Raw genomic sequence first — 17,963 nt, forward strand, 5'->3', positions numbered from 1 at the left:
CCCCTCAGTCCGATTGCCAAACGGAAAACGTTCGGGTAGATTTGGACGCAATGCGTTCAGATCCCAGTTGCCACACTGTTGAATCGTACCGGCCCATCAGGTTGAGTCCCAGGGCTGGTAGCGGACCTGCCGTGTCGTGGGTCCGCGAAAGAAGCCGCCACACCTGTTCTTCAGGCCTGGCGGCTTTTTTGTTTGCCCGGCTTATGTTTGCCCGACTTCACGCACGATCCATCGCTTTCCTGTCCACCCGTCCTCAACCTACTCACCTCACGGTTTCCCGGCTTCCTGCCGTTCGCTGGTCGTACGCAAGCTTTTTCTCGCCCCCGTTAGCCCCCTGAAAGGAACGCCAAGCATGCCGCTGCCTACCATGCCCGCCAAGCCTGCCCAACTGCTGGACCCGAGCGAATTCGCCCCGGTCACACTACCCAAGGCCAAAGCAGCGCAGGGTAAAAAACCTGTGCCGACCCTCGAGCGTGTGGCATTGCTCGAGACCGGCGACTCCCAGGCACCCGCCACACGCGCACGCGCCGGCAGCACAACCCGCGCCAAAAAGGCCGAAGCACCGGCGCCGGCCACCACCGCGCCGTCCGCACCAGCGGTCAGCCTGGTCAAGCCGGCTGCCGGTCCTACACGCCGTGCACGCAAGGATACCGGCCCGAGCAAGCTGTTCGTGCTCGACACCAACGTGCTGATGCACGACCCGAGTTCGCTGTTCCGCTTTGAAGAGCATGACGTCTATCTGCCGATGATGACGCTCGAAGAGCTCGACAATCACAAGAAGGGCATGAGCGAAGTCGCGCGTAACGCGCGGATGGTCAGCCGCACGCTCGACCAACTTGTGGGCGGCACCGATGGTGTGCTCGACGAGGGTCTGCCGCTGGCCGGCCTTGGCAATCGCGACGCCGCAGGCAAGCTGTTCTTCCAGACGCGGCTCAACGAGATCAAGTTGCCCGAGGGGCTGCCGCAAGGCAAGGCGGACAACCAGATCCTGGGCGTGGTCAGCGCGTTGCAGCAGCAGTTCCCGGAGCGCCAGGTCGTGCTGGTGTCGAAAGACATCAACATGCGCATCAAGGCGCGTGCCCTGGGCCTGCCGGCCGAGGACTACTTCAACGACCAGGTCCTGGAAGACAAGGACCTGCTGTACTCGGGCGTGATGCAGTTGCCCAACGACTTTTGGGCCAAGCACGGCAAGGGCGTGGAAAGCTGGCAGGACCCGAAGTCCGGCACGATGTTCTATCGCCTGACCGGCCCGCTGGTACCGTCGTTCCTGGTCAACCAGTTCGTCTACCTCGAGCCGATGGACGGCAGCCTGCCGCTCTACGCGCAGGTCAAGGAGATCAACGGCAAGACCGCCCTGCTTCAAACGCTGAAGGACTACACCCACAACAAGAACAACGTGTGGAGCGTGGTCGCCCGCAACCGCGAGCAGAACTTCGCACTGAACCTGCTGATGAGCCCCGATGTCGATTTCGTGACGCTGCTGGGCCAGGCCGGAACAGGCAAGACGCTGCTGGCACTGGCATCGGGGCTGGAGCAGGTGCTCGACCAGAAGATCTACAACGAGATTATCGTCACGCGTGCCACCGTGCCCGTAGGTGAGGACATCGGTTTCCTGCCGGGCACCGAGGAAGAGAAGATGCAGCCCTGGATGGGCGCGTTCGACGACAACCTCGAAGTCCTGCAGAAAAGCGACGACAGCGCCGGCGAATGGGGTCGCGCGGCCACGCAGGAACTGATCCGCTCGCGCATCAAGGTCAAGAGCATGAACTTCATGCGCGGCCGTACCTTCGTGAACAAGTTCGTCATCATCGACGAGGCGCAGAACCTGACGCCGAAGCAGATGAAGACGCTGGTCACACGGGCGGGTCCGGGCACCAAGATCGTCTGCCTGGGCAATATCGCCCAGATCGACACGCCTTACCTGACCGAAGGTTCGTCGGGCCTGACCTATGTGGTGGATCGCTTCAAGGGCTGGAGCCACAGCGGCCACGTGACGCTGGCGCGCGGCGAGCGCTCGCGCCTGGCGGACCACGCGGCGGACGTGCTGTAGCTTTTCGGAAGACAACTCGACTGGCAAACCCATCGGCCGGCCCATGTTCCATGGCCGGCCGATGTTCATTTCGCATAGTGTGGCGCTTCCCGGCCGCGTCGGTCTCCGACTGACAGCCGGCGCTGCACGGCCCGGCTATGATGGCCGGTGTGTCCATGTCGATATGGGAGGCGTCGATGATCCGACAACAATCATTCAGCAGATACCTGTCGAGTAACAGGACGCTGTTTTCCCGCCGCGCCAGCAACACGCGGCGCCGGCTTATCGTGGCAGCCACGCTGGTGGGCGCCACGGTGTTGCTCGCGGCCGCCCTACAACCGGCCAAGGCGGCGGAAGGCCCGGCGAGTGTGCCGGGTGCCGCCAGTGCCGCCAGTGCCGCCAGTGCAGCGAGTGCGGCTCCGGCACCCGCGGCCGCAAACACGCCGGCCGTGGCGGAAGAAATGGTGATCCGCACGATGGGTCCGGTTAGCTATGTCTGCGGCGGTATTGCGGAAGACCAGCGCGCCAAACTGGCGGAGAAAGAAAAGAACTTCAATATCGGAATCCTGTTCTCGCAGGGCGCCAACAGCGAGTTCATCGCCGATGTTGACGTAAAACTGACACGCGACGGCCAAACCGTTGCCGAATTCCGGGCGGGCGGGCCGCGCTGCCTCATACGTGCGCCAGAAGGCAGCTACAATATCGAGGCCCGTTACAAGGGCCAGCCCAAGACTATCAAGGTGAGCACCGGCACGCGCAACGCGCAACTGCGTTGGTAAATCGACGCAGGTAGTCGCGCAATTCGCTCTCCACGTCGCATCGAGGCTGGTCCGGCTTTTCGATCGACAGGAAGGATGCCGCCCCGCCCGCTCTCACCACCGGCTCCACATGCACACGCGTTTTCACGATCACGCGCTGCGCTGAGCGCGCTGTGCGCCAGCGCCTTGTTGCTGGCCGCCTGCGCAGGTGGCCCGCCGGCACGCCAGACATCATCCCTGCCCCGCACCCCAGGCAAGCCGATGATCGACCCCAGTGCCGGACTCGAGGAAATATCGATCCAGGCGATGTCGCTGGTCGGCACGCCTTATCGCTACGGCGGCAACACCCCCGATTCAGGATTCGATTGCAGCGGCCTGGTCCGTTATGTCGTGTCGCGCGCCGCCAACGTCAACCTGCCCCGCACCACGGATCAGATGGGCCAGCGCGGCACATCGCTGGATCGCAGTCAGGTGGCGTCGGGCGACCTCGTGTTCTTCAACACGACGGGGCGCGCGAACTCGCATGTTGGCATCTACGTTGGCCAGAACCGCTTCGTCCACGCACCCGCTACCGGCGGCACGGTGCGGCTCGAAGACATGGGCAAGTCATACTGGGCTTCGCGATACAACGGCGCGCGTCGCGTGGTGGCTGTGAGCAATCTGCCGATGACGCCCACGCCGATCCCAGCCGCCCCCGTCACCCCGACTGCACCTCCACCGGAAGACGACGACCCCATCGCGGCCTTTGCCCGCCAGTAAGTAAAAAAGCCAGGCGCGAAGCCTGGCTTTTTTATCGGATCGATCCCGCCGATCTCACAGGATCTGCTTGCCTATCCACCAGGCAATCGCCGACATGAATGCCGATGCCGGAATGGTCAGTACCCAGGCCCAGACGATGTTGCCTGCCACACCCCAGCGCACGGCCGACATCTTCTGCGCCGAACCCACCCCAACGATGGCGCCGGTAATGGTGTGCGTGGTCGACACTGGCACGCCCAGTGCCGAGGCGATGAACAGCGTCAGCGCACCCCCCGTCTCCGCACAGAAACCACCCACCGGCTTGAGCTTGGTAATCTTCTGGCCCATGGTCCGGACAATTCGCCAGCCGCCAAACAGCGTACCGAGGCCGATGGCCACGTAGCAGCTCACGATCACCCACATCGGCGGCTCACCGCCAGAGGCCACGTGGCCGCTCGCAATCAGCAGCATCCAGATGATGCCGATGGTCTTCTGCGCGTCATTGCCACCGTGACCCAGGCTGTAGAGCGATGCCGACACCAGTTGCAGGCGGCGGAACCAGCGGTCCACGCGTGACGGCGGCGTGCGGAAGAACGTCCAGCTCACGATCACCATCATGATCGAGCCGAGCAGGAACCCCAGCAGCGGCGAGATCAGGATGAAGGCCACGATCTTCAGCAGCCCATTGCCCACCAGCGCTCCGGTGCCGGCCTTGGCCACCGCGGCGCCCACCAGGCCACCGATCAGCGCGTGCGACGACGACGAAGGAATGCCGTAGAACCAGGTGATGACGTTCCACGCGATGGCACCGACCAGCGCCCCGAATATCACGTAGTGATCGACGATCGCCACATCGATCGTCCCGGTGCCGACTGTCGCCGCTACCTTCAGATGGAAGATGAAGATCGCCACCACATTGCACATGGCCGCCATGGCCACTGCATGGTGCGGCTTGAGCACACCCGTGGAAACCACCGTGGCAATCGAGTTGGCCGCGTCGTGGAAGCCGTTCATGAAGTCGAACAGCAACGCGAGCGCGACCAGCAGGCCGATCACCCACAAGCTCATTTGTATAGTTTGCATGCCGGTGCGGTTCTCAGGCGTTTTCCAGGACGATGCCTTCGATGATGTTCGCCACGTCCTCGCACTTGTCGGTAATCGACTCGAGCTGTTCGTAGATCGCCTTCAGCTTGATCAGGCGCTTGACGTCGGTTTCCTCGCGGAACAGCTTCGACATCGCAGCGCGCATCACACGGTCCGCTTCCGATTCGAGCTGGTCGATCTGCTGGGCCGTCTTCAGGATGGTGCTGGCATTGCCCATGTCTTCGAGCAGGGCCACCGCGATCTTGACCTGGTCGCAGCACTGCACGCAGATCCGGGCCAGGTGGCGCGCTTCATCGGTCAGGTGGGTCACGTCGTAAAGCGAGATCGTTTCCGCCACGTCTTCCATCAGGTCCAGGATGTCGTCCATGGTCGTGATGAGCTTGTGGATCTCGTCGCGGTCCAGCGGCGTGATGAAGGTCTTGTGCAGCAGGTCGATCGTGTCGTGCGTGACGCGGTCAGCCTTTTTCTCCGTGGCTTGCACGCGGCGGGCATGGGCTTCGGCGTTGGGCAGGTCGTTGACCAGCGCTTCCAGCTCGTGCGCGGCGGTCACCGCACAGTCGGCATGCTGGTTGAAGTATTCGAAGAACTTGCCCTCCGTGGGCATGAATCGACCGAACATGAAATGTCCTTGTGGCGCGCCTCACGGCAGCGCTCGGTTGTGTGGCAAATGGGAGCGGAGCAATCGCACAACAGCCGCCTCGTGGGCGGCTGTCATCAAAGCGCAATATTTTACAGGGTTGCACCGCATGTAGGTGTAACCCCTACGGTGAATATCGCTCAGTTGTCGTTATCGAAGAACGCCGGACCGCCGCTGAAGTTGTCGAACTTGGTGAACTGGCCCAGGAATGTGAGGCGAACGGTACCAATCGGGCCGTTACGCTGCTTGCCGATGATGATTTCGGCCGTTCCCTTGTCCTGCGAGTCGGCGTTATAGACTTCGTCGCGGTAAATGAACAGGATCACGTCGGCATCCTGTTCGATGGCGCCCGATTCACGCAGGTCGGACATCACCGGGCGCTTGTTCGGCCGTTGTTCCAGGCTTCGGTTCAGCTGCGACAGGGCGATCACCGGACAGTTGAGTTCCTTCGCCAAGCCCTTCAACGACCGCGAAATCTCGGAGATCTCGGTCGCGCGGTTCTCCCCGCCGCCGGAACCTGACATCAGCTGCAGGTAGTCGATGATGATCAGGCCTAGCTGCCCGCACTGGCGCGCCAGGCGGCGCGAGCGCGCCCGCAGTTCCATCGGATTCAGCGCCGGCGTCTCGTCGATGAACAGTTGCGCATCGTTCATGCGTTGGATCGAGTGCGTCAGACGCGGCCAGTCCTCGTCGAGCAGACGACCGGTACGCAGGCGGTGCTGGTCCAGGCGCCCGACCGAGCCGAGCATACGCATGGCCAGTTGCACACCCGCCATTTCCATCGAGAACACCGCGACGGGCAGGCCTTGTTCCACGGCCACATGCTCCCCGATGTTCAGCGAGAACGCGGTCTTACCCATCGACGGACGACCTGCCACGATGATCAGGTCACCGGCCTGCATACCGCTGGTCATGCGGTCGAGGTCGATGAAGCCCGTGGGCACGCCGGTCACATCCGTGGAGCTGTCGCGATGGTACAACTCGTCGATACGCTCCACCACCTGCGTCAGCAGCGGCTGGATTTCCTGGAACCCCTTCTGGCCACGCGACCCCTCTTCCGCAATCGCAAAGACTTTCGATTCAGCCTCGTCGAGCAGCTCGCGCACCTCGCGCCCCTTGGGCGCGAAGGCCGCAGACGCAATGTCGTCGGCCACGGTGACCAGCTTGCGCAGCACCGACCGCTCGCGCACGATTTCGGCGTAGCGGCGGATATTGGCGGCGCTCGGCGTGTTCTGAGCCAGCGAGTTCAGGTAGGCCAGCCCACCCACTTCCTCGGCCTTGCCAGACACCTGGAGCATCTCGAACACCGTGATCACGTCCGCCGGCTTGGTGGCGGAAATCAGGCGGGCGATGCTCTGGAAGATGAGGCGGTGATCGAAGCGGTAGAAATCGGCTTCGGAGAGAAAATCGGCAATACGGTCCCAGGCGGCATTGTCCAGCAGCAGGCCACCGAGTACCGATTGTTCGGCCTCGATCGAGTGCGGAGGAACCTTGAGACTGTCTAGTTGGGGATCTGCGGCGGGCGCGTTCATGGGGGGCAATTATAGCGGCGGGAGCCAGGCACGAAGCCGGGCCGCAAACAAAAAAGGCAGGAGCGCTGGCCCCTGCCTTTTCGTGCATCGGACGCACCGGCCAGGCCGGCGCATCGTTTGCCAGGTACGACTTAGACGTGTTCGCCCAGGACGGACACGTTGATGTCGACCAGCACGTCGGTGTGCAGTGCCACGCCAACGGTGTAGTCGCCCACCAGCTTCAGCGGGCCGTTCGGCAGGCGGACCTGCGACTTCTCCAGCTTGAAGCCTTGGCCTTCCAGCGCTTCAGCGATGTCGGCGTTGGTCACGGAACCGAACAGACGGCCGTCCACACCCGACTTCTGGGTGATCTGAACGGTCAGGCCGTCCAGCTTCTGGCCTTCGGCTTGTGCGGCTGCCAGCTTCTCGGCGGCGGCCTTTTCCAGCTCGGCGCGCTTCACTTCGAATTCGGCGATGGCCGTTTGCGTTGCACGGCGAGCGCGCTTGGTCGGGATCAGGAAGTTACGTGCGTAACCGTCCTTCACACGAACGATGTCACCCAGGTTGCCCAGGTTGATGACTTTTTCCAGCAGAATGATTTGCATCGTGTATTTCTCCTTGCGGTCCCGGGACTATCAGTTCTTGTGCAGGTCGGTGTACGGAACCAGCGCCAGGAAGCGGGCGCGCTTGATAGCCGTGTCGAGCTGACGTTGATAGTGAGCCTTGGTACCGGTCAGGCGGGCCGGCGTGATCTTGCCGTTGTCGCCGACGAAGTCCTTCAGCGTGTCCAGATCCTTGTAGTCGATCTGTTCGACGCCAGCCACGGTGAAGCGGCAGAAGCGCTTGCGCTTGAACAGCGGGTTCTGTTGCTGGAAGCGCTTCTTGTTCTTGTTGTCACGTTTGACGAATGCCATGATTCAATCCTTTTCGTATGCTTTACATCGAGTGATGTGAAAGACCAGTGTCTTGCTGTTGCGGTGCTTGCGCGCCAGGAATCCTTCGCAATCGATTACCGCTTCGAGCGGCAATCTGAGCAGTTGCTGGGCGATGGCACCAATGCCCATCGCCACCACTGCGAATTCCACCTGCCGGGGCGTTTCCGCCTCGACGACCTCGCCGCCATGCTGCAGGATGCAGTTGACGACCGGGACGCCTGCCGGCGTATAGCGCAGCGTATCGCGCTCCGCGAGCGTTGCGGTCAGCCGGAGCTGGTTCACCGCGACACTGCCGTCCGCACTCAGGCGGCGGCTTGGCCTTCCGTGGTCGTTTGCGCAGCCTTGCGGGCTTCTTCGCGCTGAACTTCCTTCATCATCGGCGAAGGTGCAGTCTCAGCCTTCTTGGTCTGGACGATCAGGTGACGCAGCACGGCGTCGTTGAACTTGAACGCGTGTTCCAGTTCAGCCAGCGTTTCCTTGCCGCACTCGATGTTCAGGCAAACGTAGTGAGCCTTGGCCAGCTTCTGGATCATGTAGGCCATCTGACGGCGGCCCCAGTCTTCCACGCGATGGATCTGGCCGTTTTGCGACGTGACGAGCTGCTTGTAGCGCTCGATCATCGCAGGCACTTGTTCGCTTTGGTCCGGATGGACGATAAATACGATTTCGTAGTGACGCATTGACGCTCCTTTTGGATGAGCCACCCGGGCGTCAAGTCCGGTGCGGCAAGGTTGAGTAGCCCGCGAGTATAGTACGGAATGGCCGGCCCCCGCAAGATTGGGCCTCTGCCCCAATCAATGCGCCGCAAACGTCGCCTGCAGGCGCACAGCGTCACCCGCGAGCCCGGGATCGTTCGCCAGCACCACCGCCAACAACACGCGCGCCTTGTAAGGATTCAGGTCTCCGGCCGATACGAAGAGACCGACAGCCGGCACAGGCTTGCCCGGCATCGTCACATGACCCGCGCCGGTCCGCGAGCTGCGCACGACGGCGACACCACAAGCCGCCGCGTCGGCCAACGCCCCGGCCAACGTCTCGTGGATCGATCCATTGCCAGCAGCGGCCACTACGATCCCTGTCACCCCGGCCGAGACAAGCGCGTCGACCATCACCCTGCCCGGCTGCGCATAGCTCGCCACGACCTCGACGACGGGCCATGATGCCGGCACGGGCAGAGGCTGTGCGAAAGCCCGCGGCACGCGCACGAAACGCACGAAGGCATCCTGGACAAAACCCAGCGGACCGGCGGTCGGCGAGTCGAAGGCATCCACCGCCGACGTATGCAACTTGGCCACATCCCGCGCTGCGTGAATCTCCTGGTTCAGTACGACGAGCACACCCTTTCCGCGCGCCTCCGGACTTGCCGCTACCCGTACGGCATCGAGCAGATTCAAGGGGCCGTCCGCAGACAGCGATGTCGACGGACGCATGGCCGCCGTCATCACCACCGGCACCGGACACGCCTGCGTCAGGTGCAGGAACATCGCCGTTTCCTCAAGCGTATCGGTGCCATGCGTGATGACGATACCGGCAACATCCGGCACACCTGACCAATGCTCAACCCGGCACGCAAGCGTCTGCCAAAGGGAGAACGCCATGTCCTTGCTGTCGACCTGGGCCACCTGCTCGGTCTCGATGCGCGCCACATCGGCCAGCGCGGGCAAGGCTTGAACGAGTTGCGATACCGGAACCGTGGCCGCCTGGTAATGCGCACTGCTGGCAGCGCTACCGGACGACCCGGCGATGGTGCCGCCCGTGGCGAGCACGACAATACGAGGCAGGGAAGCTGACATGTTGTTCGAGGCGTGGATTGGCAGGACGTGGGCGGCGATTGTACCCGGCGAACTTCGACTCGAAATGCGTGGCAAACCCGTCTGCGAGGCCCGCGAGGAATTTGCCGAGGTTAAGTCCGCTGCGCAAATTGTGCTTGCACTTCACTCGATACTGTATAAAATCACAGCATACTGTTTAAACATACAGTGCCTCGGCACGAGAGACCGGCGAACCATGGCTACCCTGACACCCCGGCAGCAGCAGATTTTCGACCTGATCCGCAACACGATCCAGCACACCGGCTTTCCGCCGACGCGCGCCGAGATTGCTGCGGAGTTCGGCTTCTCCTCGCCCAACTCGGCAGAGGAACATCTTCGGGCGCTGGCGCGCAAAGGCGTCATCGAATTGACGCCCGGCGCTTCACGCGGCATCCGCCTGAAGGTTGGGCGGAGTGATTCGGAACGCCCGGACCAGCTTTCACTGGCCATGGCCGGCGTGCTGCAACTGACGTTGCCATTGGTGGGCCGCGTGGCGGCCGGCAGCCCGATCCTCGCCGCGGAACATATCGACCGGCAGTATCAGGTCGACGCATCGGTCTTCGATGAACGTCCTGACTACCTGCTCCGCGTACGCGGCCTGAGTATGCGCGACGCCGGTATTCTCGACGGTGACCTGCTCGCCGTGAAGAAAGCCAGCGAAGCTGCCAACGGCAAGATCGTCGTGGCACGGATCGGCGAGGACGTCACCGTCAAGCGCTTGAACAAGCGCGGCGACTCGATCGAACTGATTGCCGAGAACCCTGATTTCTCGAACATCGTGGTGCAGTCTGGACGCGATGAGTTTTCTCTGGAAGGTATCGCTGTGGGCCTGATCCGATCGTCAGGCTTCTGATATCCGCCTGGCGCGGTAGCACGACTCACTGAAATACGTCGCCGCTCCGCGCCAAGACCCAGGCAGCACGGCCGTCTGCCCTGGTCACCCGCTTTGCCTTGCCCATGCCGCCCCGTTTCCGTCGAACGAAGGGTGCGGACTCCTGCTGTCGCAAATTTCGAGGTGCTGCCATGCTGCCATCCCTTCCCGTCGCTTCCCGCCGCCCGGTCAAGCCCGTGCCCTTCCGTCAGATCAAGGGCGTACGCGTCTATCAGGGCGCCCAGCGGCGCACGATGGTCGGCAACATGGCCGCCATCTGCCGAATGCTCGAACTGGCAGAACCGTCCCCCAACGGCCGCTAGCCTCCGCGCCGGGCTAATCCCTCGCATCCCTCGCGCGGCAAGCCTGGCAAAGTCTTGAGGACTTTGTAAAAAGTGGAGTTGCAACCTCACCACGTGTAATTAAGGCTACGCTTACATCAGCCGGAAGCGTGGTTAAATTCACTGGCGCGCAATGCATCACTGGCGCAGTCGCGTCATGCGCAGAACCGGACCTTGTCACCCGCCAAGGCCCGGTTTTTTTTGGCATGCGTGTTACCTTGCCACCTCGCCTTTTAAAGCATAAATCAGGCGAATCTTGATGATCGGGGCTTTATGGGATTTTGAGTAAAACGTGGTGTTGGACGCGGCTTGCTCTCCCGCCATCCAAAGGTGCATGCCTTACACGCTACGCTGACATGAAGACAGTATCTGCAGCAGGGCAGCAATCGAAAGGACAAGAGGCCCAGTTGCCACAAAAAAATTGAAGGCAGGCTTTTCCCTTTTGACACCACAGTGAGGGCACGTGGGCTCCTCATCATCTATTTCTTTCTGGCATTCGGTGCACGAAACCTGCGCCATTTCAAACCACCTCCTTACCCGGCCGTCATCTGCCGCATCAATCGAAGATGCGGAATACAAGTCCGGATTGATGCCGTGACGAGACATTGGCCACGACGAGTTAGGGGGCGCTTTGAACGGGTAGAACTGGCCGACCGCTAAAGAGAAACAGAAGTGTTGCGACACACTGGACCACGCGAACGCGACAGCCGGACCAAAAAAGCAAAATAGCCGCTTGGAAGCGGCTATTTTAGAGTAATTCTTTGGGGTGGCTGACGGGACTCGAACCCGCGACAACAGGAATCACAATCCTGGACTCTACCAACTGAGCTACAGCCACCGTAGAACTTGTTTCGTTGATCGTTGCGATCAGCGAAGAACAAGACTATACAAGGATTCCGGGCGGATGGCTAGTATTCCGCACAAATAAATTACGTGTGGGTCAGCGGCCGCCAACCCACTTCGACTCTAGCAGCACAGCCTCCTTGATGGCGGCGATGGTCTCTGTCTCGCTCTCGAAGAGACCGAGCAGGCGTTTCGACTTGCCATTCAGCACATCGCGATGCAAGGCGTCGCCGGCTTCGACGGACGTACCCGGGTGCCAGCAATAGCGGGCGGTCCATTTGCCGTCCTGCAACTGCTCTGCTACCCAGATCACCCGGCAATCTTCAAATACTTCGCCGAAGGGCTCTTCCGCGTTCATTCCTAGTCCTCAGGGCTTGCTTCCGGTCGGTCGACCGGCCAGCCTCTCTATTCTTATCCCCCACAGAACCATGCGGACTCTTCCGCAGGTTCACCAGACGGCATCTGATCTCAGCGCCGGCGCGAATCCTAGCATGCTGCTTTCGACACTTTGCATCGCCATCCCTGGGTCGACCGGCGTCGCCTTATAGAGATTGGGACATTTAGCAAGGATTCGCCACACAAACGAGTATCGGCATATCCACCAGAAAGCGGAGTGTTTGCCCTACCAATGAAGGGTTCTTCCGTGCGTGGTGATGTTGGATACTCTTCCCCGAGGGACATTGACCCCCCTCGACATTCCCGACAGGCGATCACTCCCGACGAGCATCGCCTGCTTTTTTTTGATGCGCGCGTTCTTGCATCGCTCCCCGTCCTAACCCTCCGGACAAAAAAAAGAGCCCGCCGAAGCGGACTCTAAATTTTGCGATCTCAATGCCCTGAAGGCCGTTTCAATGTAGACGTCGCACACCACTCGTACCATCCGGGCAAACCCACGGTCGGTGTCGTGCTTCCCATCTTGTGAAAAAAACAGCCCGCACACGGCGGGCTGAATAATCAGTTGAAGAAAGCCCTGTATTCGAGGGCAGGCACAGTGTAAGAACATGAAGCGGCCCTGGCGAATTAGGGGAATCCCTTTGCCGAGGCGGCTCTCCAGTCGGTTCATCTGCCGCAAACGCCGCTGGTGCATACATTTGAGGCAATGGCACACGGCCGCCGTTCGAAATTAGAGCTTTTCCTCGGGGCCTATGCGGCTTCCTGCAGGTCGGGTCGAAGGTGGCTGCGAGCTTCAACGAAAAGCGCATCAACTTCCGCGCGAGAGCGAGCCGCGCTCATCCTGCGGGCATCCGACAGCACGCGTCGCCAGCCTCGCCCACCGTACACACCACGATGCAGGCCCAGCATATGGCGGGTGACCGAACCCATATAGCCACCCTGCTCCACCAGGTTGCCGATATACGCCTGCATCGCCAATTCCGCGTCCTCGCGTGTCGGGATGGGAGTGCCGGCGCCATAGAATCGATTATCCATCTCCGCAAGAATATACGGATCGTGATAAGCCTGGCGCCCGAGCATGACGCCGTCTACATATTGGAGATGATTTTCGATTTCGTCGTAGGTCGTAATACCGCCATTAATCAGAATTTCCAGATTTGGAAACTCTTTTTTCAAGCGGTAGGCTACCTCATAGCGGAGCGGCGGAATCTCACGGTTTTCCTTGGGACTTAGTCCCTTGAGAATCGCGTTACGCGCATGGACGATAAACGTTTCGCAACCAGCTTCGGCCACAATGCCGACAAAATCGCGCACGAAGTCATAGTGCTCGATGGTATCGATGCCGATCCGGTGCTTCACGGTCACCGGCACGGCCACCGCATCGCGCATGGCTTTCACGCAGTCCGCCACCAGTTGTGGCTCCGCCATCAGGCAAGCGCCGAATGCACCGCGCTGCACGCGCTCGGACGGGCAGCCACAGTTCAGGTTGATTTCCTTGTAGCCCCACTGTTCGCCCAGCTTCGCGGCCTTTGCCAGATCGTCCGGCTCGCTACCGCCCAGCTGGAGCGCCACGGGATGCTCGATCTCATCGAAATCGAGGTGGCGCGGCACGTCTCCATGCAGCAACGCACCTGTCGTCACCATCTCGGTATAGAGCCACGTGTGGCGGCTCAGCGAACGGTGAAATGTGCGACAGCGGCGATCCGTCCAATCCATCATGGGTGCCACGGATATCCGGCGAGGCCGCACACCGGCTGGGCTGCCTTGGGTGCCTTCGATGCCGACTTCGGGTTGCGGGGTACTGCGGGTCTGTTCCATCACCTACTACCAGATGCGAAAGCACGGAAGTATACGGCAGCCAGCTCAAACGAGCGCGACGTCCTCACTGGCTCCGGTATGGAAACAGGGCAGGAGATACGAGACTTGTTGGCAAAGCTGGCCACGTTACCGCCCGCACCTGCAAAGCGAGAACCCCAAGCACTGAGGTGTTGTCGGCCACACTGATCAAGTTCATGCTGCGCGACGCACGCGTTGCCCTGGGATTTGCATGACCGCGAAACTGGTGGATCAATGACGATTCCAGCACGCTTGCTGGGCGCACCAATGAAAACGGCGCCCATAAGGGCGCCGTCGCAGGAGAGGCAGCTTGCGGGGCCGGTACAGCGTGCCCCAAGGCAAGTGCCGATCCATGCATGATCAGTGCATGAACAGCCAGATCAGGATCAGAACGAAGGCCGGTACGCCGAGGAGCCACGCGAGGATATACGGCATGATTTGTTTCCTCCTTGTCTATATGTGGTGAGCACGACTCCACTATAGAAAGGCGATTCAAACGCCGGTGTCGGGTCCGTTCCGCTTCGCGTTGTAGGACGGAACTGACCCAAGACAATCGCTCCCGTAGCGCCTGTGACGCCGGTGAATCTCAGCCGCCCGTCTTCTCGATCCAGGCCGCGAAGGTGGTCAGGTACTTGCTCAGGAAACCGCGCGTGGATTCGTTGGCAATCCCCCCTTGTTCGTCGAACAGCTTGTCGGCACCGGCCAGATAGGCCTCGGGTTGCTGCAGCACCGGCACGTTCAGGAAGACCAGCGACTGTCGCAGATGGTGGTTGGCGCCAAACCCGCCGATATTGCCCGGCGATGCGCTAACCACCGCGCCGGGCTTGCCATCCCATGCGCTCTGACCATAGGGCCGTGAACCAATGTCGATAGCGTTCTTGAGCACGGCAGGCACCGAGCGGTTGTATTCGGGCGTAACAAACAGCACGGCGTCCGCGCGGCGGATGCGATCGCGGAACGCCACCCACTCGGCTGGCGGGTTGTCGTCCAGATCCTGGTTATACATCGACAACTGGCCGATCTCGACAATGTCGAGTTTCAACTGGGGCGGCGCGAGCGCGGCAAGGGCCTTGGCCAGTTTCAGGTTCAGGGAGTCCTTGCGCAGGCTACCCACCACTACGGCGACATCACGAGGATTGCTCATACGGTTCCTTTCACTGTTCAGCGAATGTAGAGACGTTCAGGGAGATCGAGGGCGTGACCGCCCTGCCCAGGTCATGCCAAACGCACGACCGTGCAGGGCAGCCATCACTCTACTAGAGCCTGCGTGGTTCTGCTCCGCGGGTCAGGCCAGCGACAACTATCGGCCCAGCGCGGCCAGCGGGTGATCCTCGGCTTTCCACTTGCTGTCGAAGAACGCACGAACACGGCCCGGCGTCACCTCGTCGAGTCGCACCGGATTCCAGCGGGGCTGATGATCCTTGTCGATTGCCAGCGCGCGGATACCTTCCACGCCGTCGCCATGGCGGAACACGTCATGCATCATGTCCAGCTCCATGCGCAGTTCGTCGGCCAGCGACATCGACCGTGCACGGCGCACCTGCTCCAGCGTGACACAAAGCATCATCGGCGAACGGCTGCGCAGCATCGCCGCGGTCTGCGCCGCCCAGTCGCCAGCGGCATCGCTAACCCCGTCGAGGATGTCCCGCACCGTCGCGCGGCCAAAGAGGCTGTCGATGGCTTCGGCCTGATGTGCCAGTTGGCTCTCCGCCGGCACGCAGGCCCCTGCATGCTGCTGCGTGAACGTGGAAACATGTGCCAGCACCGCATCACCACTGTTGAACGACTGCGCCTGCAGCGACGCCACCAGTTCGGCCAGTGCATTCGTTGGCAGGAAAGCATCTGCCAGCTTCGCGTACAACGCATCTGCCGCAGCAATCACGACGCCGGTGAGTCCGAGGTACTCGCCAATGTGCCCCGGCGTACGCGCCAGGAACCAGCCGCCGCCTACATCGGGAAACAATCCGATATTGGTCTCCGGCATCGCCATCTTCGTGCGATCGGTGACGATCCGCAGCTTCGCGCCTTGCGAGATGCCCATGCCGCCGCCCATGACCACGCCATCCATCAGCGCGATGTAAGGCTTGGTGTAACGATGGATCAGGTAGTTGAGCGCGTATTCCTCGACGAAGAACTGGTCGAGCAGCGGATCACCCTCGTGGTACGCCTTGTGGAACCAGCGGATATCACCGCCCGCGCAAAACGCCTTGCCTCCTGCACCGGCCACTACCACCGCATGCACGGCCGGGTCGGCTTCCCAGCGCGTCAGCGCCGCCGTCATCGCTCGGATCATCTCCAGCGACAACGCATTGAGGGCCTGCGGGCGGGTCAGCGTCAGGTACGCCACACCGCCCTGCAGTCCGGTCGATACAAACTCGGTGAAACCCGGTTCCGTTGCTACGTTCGATACGACATCCGTCATGTGCAGTCTCTTCCGTCTTCGTTCTGATCGTCAGCGATTCTACGCCAGACATCCCGCGAAACAACGCTGACGGGACCGCTTCGCCCCGATTCGGAAGCGAATGAGAAATGCCTCAGTCTCGCATCGCGGTTTCACGAAGACGGACCCTGACCCATCGTGCTCAGGCCAGCCGGAACGTTCCCATCAGCCCCTTGAGCCGCTGCGCCTGATCCTCCAGCGAACCTGCCGCCGCTGCAGCTTCCTCCACCAGCGCGGCATTCTGCTGCGTCATGCCATCCATATGCGACACGGCTACGTTCACCTGCTCGATGCCGCGCGACTGCTCGCCGGACGCGGCGCTGATATCGCCGATGATGTCGGTCACGCGCCGCACCGCGCCCACGATGTCCTGCATGGCGCGCTCCGCACCATTGACCAGTGCCGTCCCTTCGCGCACATTCGCCACCGATGCGCCGATCAGCGCACGAATTTCCTTCGACGCCGACGCACAGCGTTGCGACAGGTCGCGCACATCGCCGGCCACCACGGCAAAGCCACGTCCGTGTTCGCCGGCCCTTGCCGCTTCCACCGCCGCGTTCAATGCGAGGATGTTTGTCTGGAACGCGATTTTCTCGATCACCTCGATGATGTCGACGATCTTGTTGGCGCCCGTGTCGATCTGCTGCATCGTGGTCTGCACGCGCGCCACGGCCTCGCTGCCATGCTCGGCCAGCGAGCGGGCATCCACAGCCAGCGTGCTCGCTTCGCGCGCGCTATCGGCGTTCAGGCGCACCGTGCTCGTCAGTTCCTCCATGCTCGACGCGGTCTCTTCGAGCGACGCGGCCTGCTGCTCCGTGCGTTGCGACAGGTTGGCATTGCCGCTGGCAATCTGCTGGCTGGCCGCCGCGATCGAGTCCGCACCACCGCGCACCTCGCCCACCATCTGCGCAAGCTTCTGCTGCATGCGGCCCAGCATGCCGAGCATGCGCGTGGTTTCGCTCTTCGCGTGCTCGTCGGCGTCCACGCCCAGATGGCGATCCGTCGATGCGCTCAGGTCACCATCGGCCATCCGCGCAAAACGTGCGATAGCGATATCGAGCGGCTGCACGATCGACGCACGCAGACGCCACGCCACCACCGTACTGAACACCAGCCCCACCAGCAGCACGCCGATGGAAATCGTCAGCAGCCAGTCATAGCGCTGCTGCGACGATTCGTAGACCGCCTTTGCACTGGCAACCTGCAGCTTCGCGAGTTCGGTATTGACGGCCGTGAAGGCGATGTCGAGTTTCGGAATTTCCTCCATGACGTAACGCATCACGGCATCGCGATCACCGCGATGCAACGCGGCGATCATCGGCGCCACACCCTGCTCGAACAGTGCGCGGCGCTTGGCCGAGACGTCGTCGGTGGCACGCGCCTGTTCAGGCGTACGCGGAATCGCCATGTAGCCCTGCCACGCGGCATCGGAGAGCCGCGCGAAATCCTGCGCCGTCGCGGCGCGCGCCTTGCCATCTTCTGCTTTCGTGGCGAACGCTGCCTGATCCAGCAGCACGCGCACGAGTAACTGGTTGGAACGGGCTTCGGCAAGGAACGATGCTGCCGACAATTGCTGTTGATAGATTTGCCGCGTGGCATCGTTGCTGCGCGACATGCCGATGCAACCAACGGCACCGACAATCAGCAGCAACAAGTTGGTGACAATCGTCAGGAGCCACAGTCGGGCTCCGATCGTAGTGTTGCGAAACATGGGGG

General features: G+C 61.7%; 18 protein-coding genes and 1 tRNA gene. 5 read left to right on the forward strand and 14 right to left on the reverse strand.

Features of this window, described 5'->3' with window-relative positions; all coding sequences use genetic code 11:
- Positions 1-352 precede the first annotated feature (352 nt).
- The 3 genes from GA566_RS08890 (at position 353) to GA566_RS08900 (ending at position 3,546) form a co-directional block, all read left to right on the forward strand.
- Complete coding sequence (locus tag GA566_RS08890; protein ID WP_160472537.1) at positions 353-2,050, forward strand: PhoH family protein; 1,698 nt, start codon at positions 353-355, stop codon at positions 2,048-2,050.
- 347 nt (positions 2,051-2,397) lie between these two features.
- Entirely contained in the window at positions 2,398-2,808 is a 411-nt protein-coding gene (locus GA566_RS08895) for a hypothetical protein (RefSeq protein ID WP_160473263.1), read from the forward strand.
- Between the two features lie 75 nt (positions 2,809-2,883).
- Positions 2,884-3,546 (forward strand): C40 family peptidase, encoded by a 663-nt coding sequence (locus tag GA566_RS08900; RefSeq protein ID WP_137923979.1) that lies wholly within the window; start codon positions 2,884-2,886, stop codon positions 3,544-3,546.
- Between the two features lie 54 nt (positions 3,547-3,600).
- On the opposite strand, the gene GA566_RS08905 is transcribed toward GA566_RS08900, so the two are convergent.
- The 8 genes from GA566_RS08905 to GA566_RS08940 all read right to left on the reverse strand — a co-directional run bounded on the left by GA566_RS08905 (position 3,601) and on the right by GA566_RS08940 (position 9,505).
- Positions 3,601-4,608 carry an inorganic phosphate transporter gene (locus GA566_RS08905; protein WP_137923978.1) on the reverse strand — a complete coding sequence of 336 codons (1,008 nt, stop codon included), beginning with the start codon at positions 4,606-4,608 and terminating at the stop codon, positions 3,601-3,603.
- A gap of 13 nt (positions 4,609-4,621) precedes the next feature.
- Entirely contained in the window at positions 4,622-5,248 is a 627-nt protein-coding gene (locus GA566_RS08910) for a DUF47 domain-containing protein (RefSeq protein ID WP_137923977.1), read from the reverse strand.
- Between the two features lie 158 nt (positions 5,249-5,406).
- Positions 5,407-6,798: a replicative DNA helicase gene (locus tag GA566_RS08915; RefSeq protein WP_137923976.1), complete on the reverse strand. Its 1,392-nt coding sequence runs from the start codon at positions 6,796-6,798 to the stop codon at positions 5,407-5,409.
- A 131-nt stretch (positions 6,799-6,929) separates the two neighbouring features.
- The gene (gene rplI, locus GA566_RS08920) at positions 6,930-7,382 is read right to left on the reverse strand and encodes a 50S ribosomal protein L9 (protein ID WP_137923975.1); all 453 of its coding nucleotides are present in this window, start codon (positions 7,380-7,382) and stop codon (positions 6,930-6,932) included.
- Positions 7,383-7,412: 30 nt separating this feature from the next.
- Complete coding sequence (rpsR, locus tag GA566_RS08925) at positions 7,413-7,691, reverse strand: 30S ribosomal protein S18 (protein ID WP_137923974.1); 279 nt, start codon at positions 7,689-7,691, stop codon at positions 7,413-7,415.
- A 3-nt stretch (positions 7,692-7,694) separates the two neighbouring features.
- Positions 7,695-7,994, reverse strand: a complete 300-nt coding sequence (priB, locus tag GA566_RS08930) for a primosomal replication protein N (RefSeq protein WP_137923973.1) — start codon at positions 7,992-7,994, stop codon at positions 7,695-7,697.
- A 20-nt stretch (positions 7,995-8,014) separates the two neighbouring features.
- The gene (gene rpsF / locus GA566_RS08935; RefSeq protein WP_137923972.1) at positions 8,015-8,392 is read right to left on the reverse strand and encodes a 30S ribosomal protein S6; all 378 of its coding nucleotides are present in this window, start codon (positions 8,390-8,392) and stop codon (positions 8,015-8,017) included.
- Positions 8,393-8,506: 114 nt separating this feature from the next.
- On the reverse strand, positions 8,507-9,505 hold the full coding sequence (locus GA566_RS08940; protein ID WP_160472538.1) for an asparaginase: 999 nt from the start codon (positions 9,503-9,505) through the stop codon (positions 8,507-8,509).
- 214 nt (positions 9,506-9,719) lie between these two features.
- Here GA566_RS08940 and lexA point away from each other — a divergent pair, with 214 nt between their 5' ends.
- Both lexA and GA566_RS32890 read left to right on the forward strand, forming a co-directional pair.
- Positions 9,720-10,376, forward strand: a complete 657-nt coding sequence (lexA, locus tag GA566_RS08945; RefSeq protein WP_160472539.1) for a transcriptional repressor LexA — start codon at positions 9,720-9,722, stop codon at positions 10,374-10,376.
- 170 nt (positions 10,377-10,546) lie between these two features.
- The gene (locus tag GA566_RS32890; RefSeq protein ID WP_171020329.1) at positions 10,547-10,717 is read left to right on the forward strand and encodes a hypothetical protein; all 171 of its coding nucleotides are present in this window, start codon (positions 10,547-10,549) and stop codon (positions 10,715-10,717) included.
- A 780-nt stretch (positions 10,718-11,497) separates the two neighbouring features.
- Here the strand turns inward: GA566_RS32890 and GA566_RS08950 are convergent.
- The 6 genes from GA566_RS08950 to GA566_RS08975 form a co-directional block, all read right to left on the reverse strand.
- Positions 11,498-11,573 (reverse strand) — tRNA-His (locus tag GA566_RS08950).
- Positions 11,574-11,675: 102 nt separating this feature from the next.
- Positions 11,676-11,936 carry a hypothetical protein gene (locus GA566_RS08955; RefSeq protein WP_137923904.1) on the reverse strand — a complete coding sequence of 87 codons (261 nt, stop codon included), beginning with the start codon at positions 11,934-11,936 and terminating at the stop codon, positions 11,676-11,678.
- Between the two features lie 785 nt (positions 11,937-12,721).
- Entirely contained in the window at positions 12,722-13,789 is a 1,068-nt protein-coding gene (gene dusA / locus GA566_RS08960) for a tRNA dihydrouridine(20/20a) synthase DusA (RefSeq protein WP_137923903.1), read from the reverse strand.
- 604 nt (positions 13,790-14,393) lie between these two features.
- Complete coding sequence (locus GA566_RS08965; RefSeq protein ID WP_160472540.1) at positions 14,394-14,951, reverse strand: NADPH-dependent FMN reductase; 558 nt, start codon at positions 14,949-14,951, stop codon at positions 14,394-14,396.
- A 156-nt stretch (positions 14,952-15,107) separates the two neighbouring features.
- Positions 15,108-16,229, reverse strand: coding sequence for an enoyl-CoA hydratase/isomerase family protein (locus GA566_RS08970; protein ID WP_137923901.1), 1,122 nt, complete (start codon positions 16,227-16,229; stop codon positions 15,108-15,110).
- 160 nt (positions 16,230-16,389) lie between these two features.
- Entirely contained in the window at positions 16,390-17,958 is a 1,569-nt protein-coding gene (locus tag GA566_RS08975) for a methyl-accepting chemotaxis protein (RefSeq protein ID WP_160472541.1), read from the reverse strand.
- Positions 17,959-17,963 lie beyond the last annotated feature (5 nt).

Source organism: Cupriavidus sp. SW-Y-13 (assembly GCF_009793345.1).
GTDB lineage: Bacteria > Pseudomonadota > Gammaproteobacteria > Burkholderiales > Burkholderiaceae > Cupriavidus.

What these genes read in the sequence shown, in the direction of transcription:
- GA566_RS08890 (WP_160472537.1), top strand. Translation starts at nt 353, where the DNA reads ATGCCGCTGCCTACCATGCCCGCCAAGCCTGCCCAACTGCTGGACCCG.
- GA566_RS08900 (WP_137923979.1), top strand. Translation starts at nt 2,884, where the DNA reads ATGCCGCCCCGCCCGCTCTCACCACCGGCTCCACATGCACACGCGTTT.
- GA566_RS08905 (WP_137923978.1), bottom strand. Translation starts at nt 4,608, where the DNA reads ATGCAAACTATACAAATGAGCTTGTGGGTGATCGGCCTGCTGGTCGCG.
- GA566_RS08910 (WP_137923977.1), bottom strand. Translation starts at nt 5,248, where the DNA reads ATGTTCGGTCGATTCATGCCCACGGAGGGCAAGTTCTTCGAATACTTC.
- GA566_RS08915 (WP_137923976.1), bottom strand. Translation starts at nt 6,798, where the DNA reads ATGAACGCGCCCGCCGCAGATCCCCAACTAGACAGTCTCAAGGTTCCT.
- rplI (WP_137923975.1), bottom strand. Translation starts at nt 7,382, where the DNA reads ATGCAAATCATTCTGCTGGAAAAAGTCATCAACCTGGGCAACCTGGGT.
- rpsR (WP_137923974.1), bottom strand. Translation starts at nt 7,691, where the DNA reads ATGGCATTCGTCAAACGTGACAACAAGAACAAGAAGCGCTTCCAGCAA.
- rpsF (WP_137923972.1), bottom strand. Translation starts at nt 8,392, where the DNA reads ATGCGTCACTACGAAATCGTATTTATCGTCCATCCGGACCAAAGCGAA.
- GA566_RS08940 (WP_160472538.1), bottom strand. Translation starts at nt 9,505, where the DNA reads ATGTCAGCTTCCCTGCCTCGTATTGTCGTGCTCGCCACGGGCGGCACC.
- lexA (WP_160472539.1), top strand. Translation starts at nt 9,720, where the DNA reads ATGGCTACCCTGACACCCCGGCAGCAGCAGATTTTCGACCTGATCCGC.
- GA566_RS32890 (WP_171020329.1), top strand. Translation starts at nt 10,547, where the DNA reads ATGCTGCCATCCCTTCCCGTCGCTTCCCGCCGCCCGGTCAAGCCCGTG.
- GA566_RS08955 (WP_137923904.1), bottom strand. Translation starts at nt 11,936, where the DNA reads ATGAACGCGGAAGAGCCCTTCGGCGAAGTATTTGAAGATTGCCGGGTG.
- dusA (WP_137923903.1), bottom strand. Translation starts at nt 13,789, where the DNA reads ATGGAACAGACCCGCAGTACCCCGCAACCCGAAGTCGGCATCGAAGGC.
- GA566_RS08965 (WP_160472540.1), bottom strand. Translation starts at nt 14,951, where the DNA reads ATGAGCAATCCTCGTGATGTCGCCGTAGTGGTGGGTAGCCTGCGCAAG.
- GA566_RS08970 (WP_137923901.1), bottom strand. Translation starts at nt 16,229, where the DNA reads ATGACGGATGTCGTATCGAACGTAGCAACGGAACCGGGTTTCACCGAG.
- GA566_RS08975 (WP_160472541.1), bottom strand. Translation starts at nt 17,958, where the DNA reads ATGTTTCGCAACACTACGATCGGAGCCCGACTGTGGCTCCTGACGATT.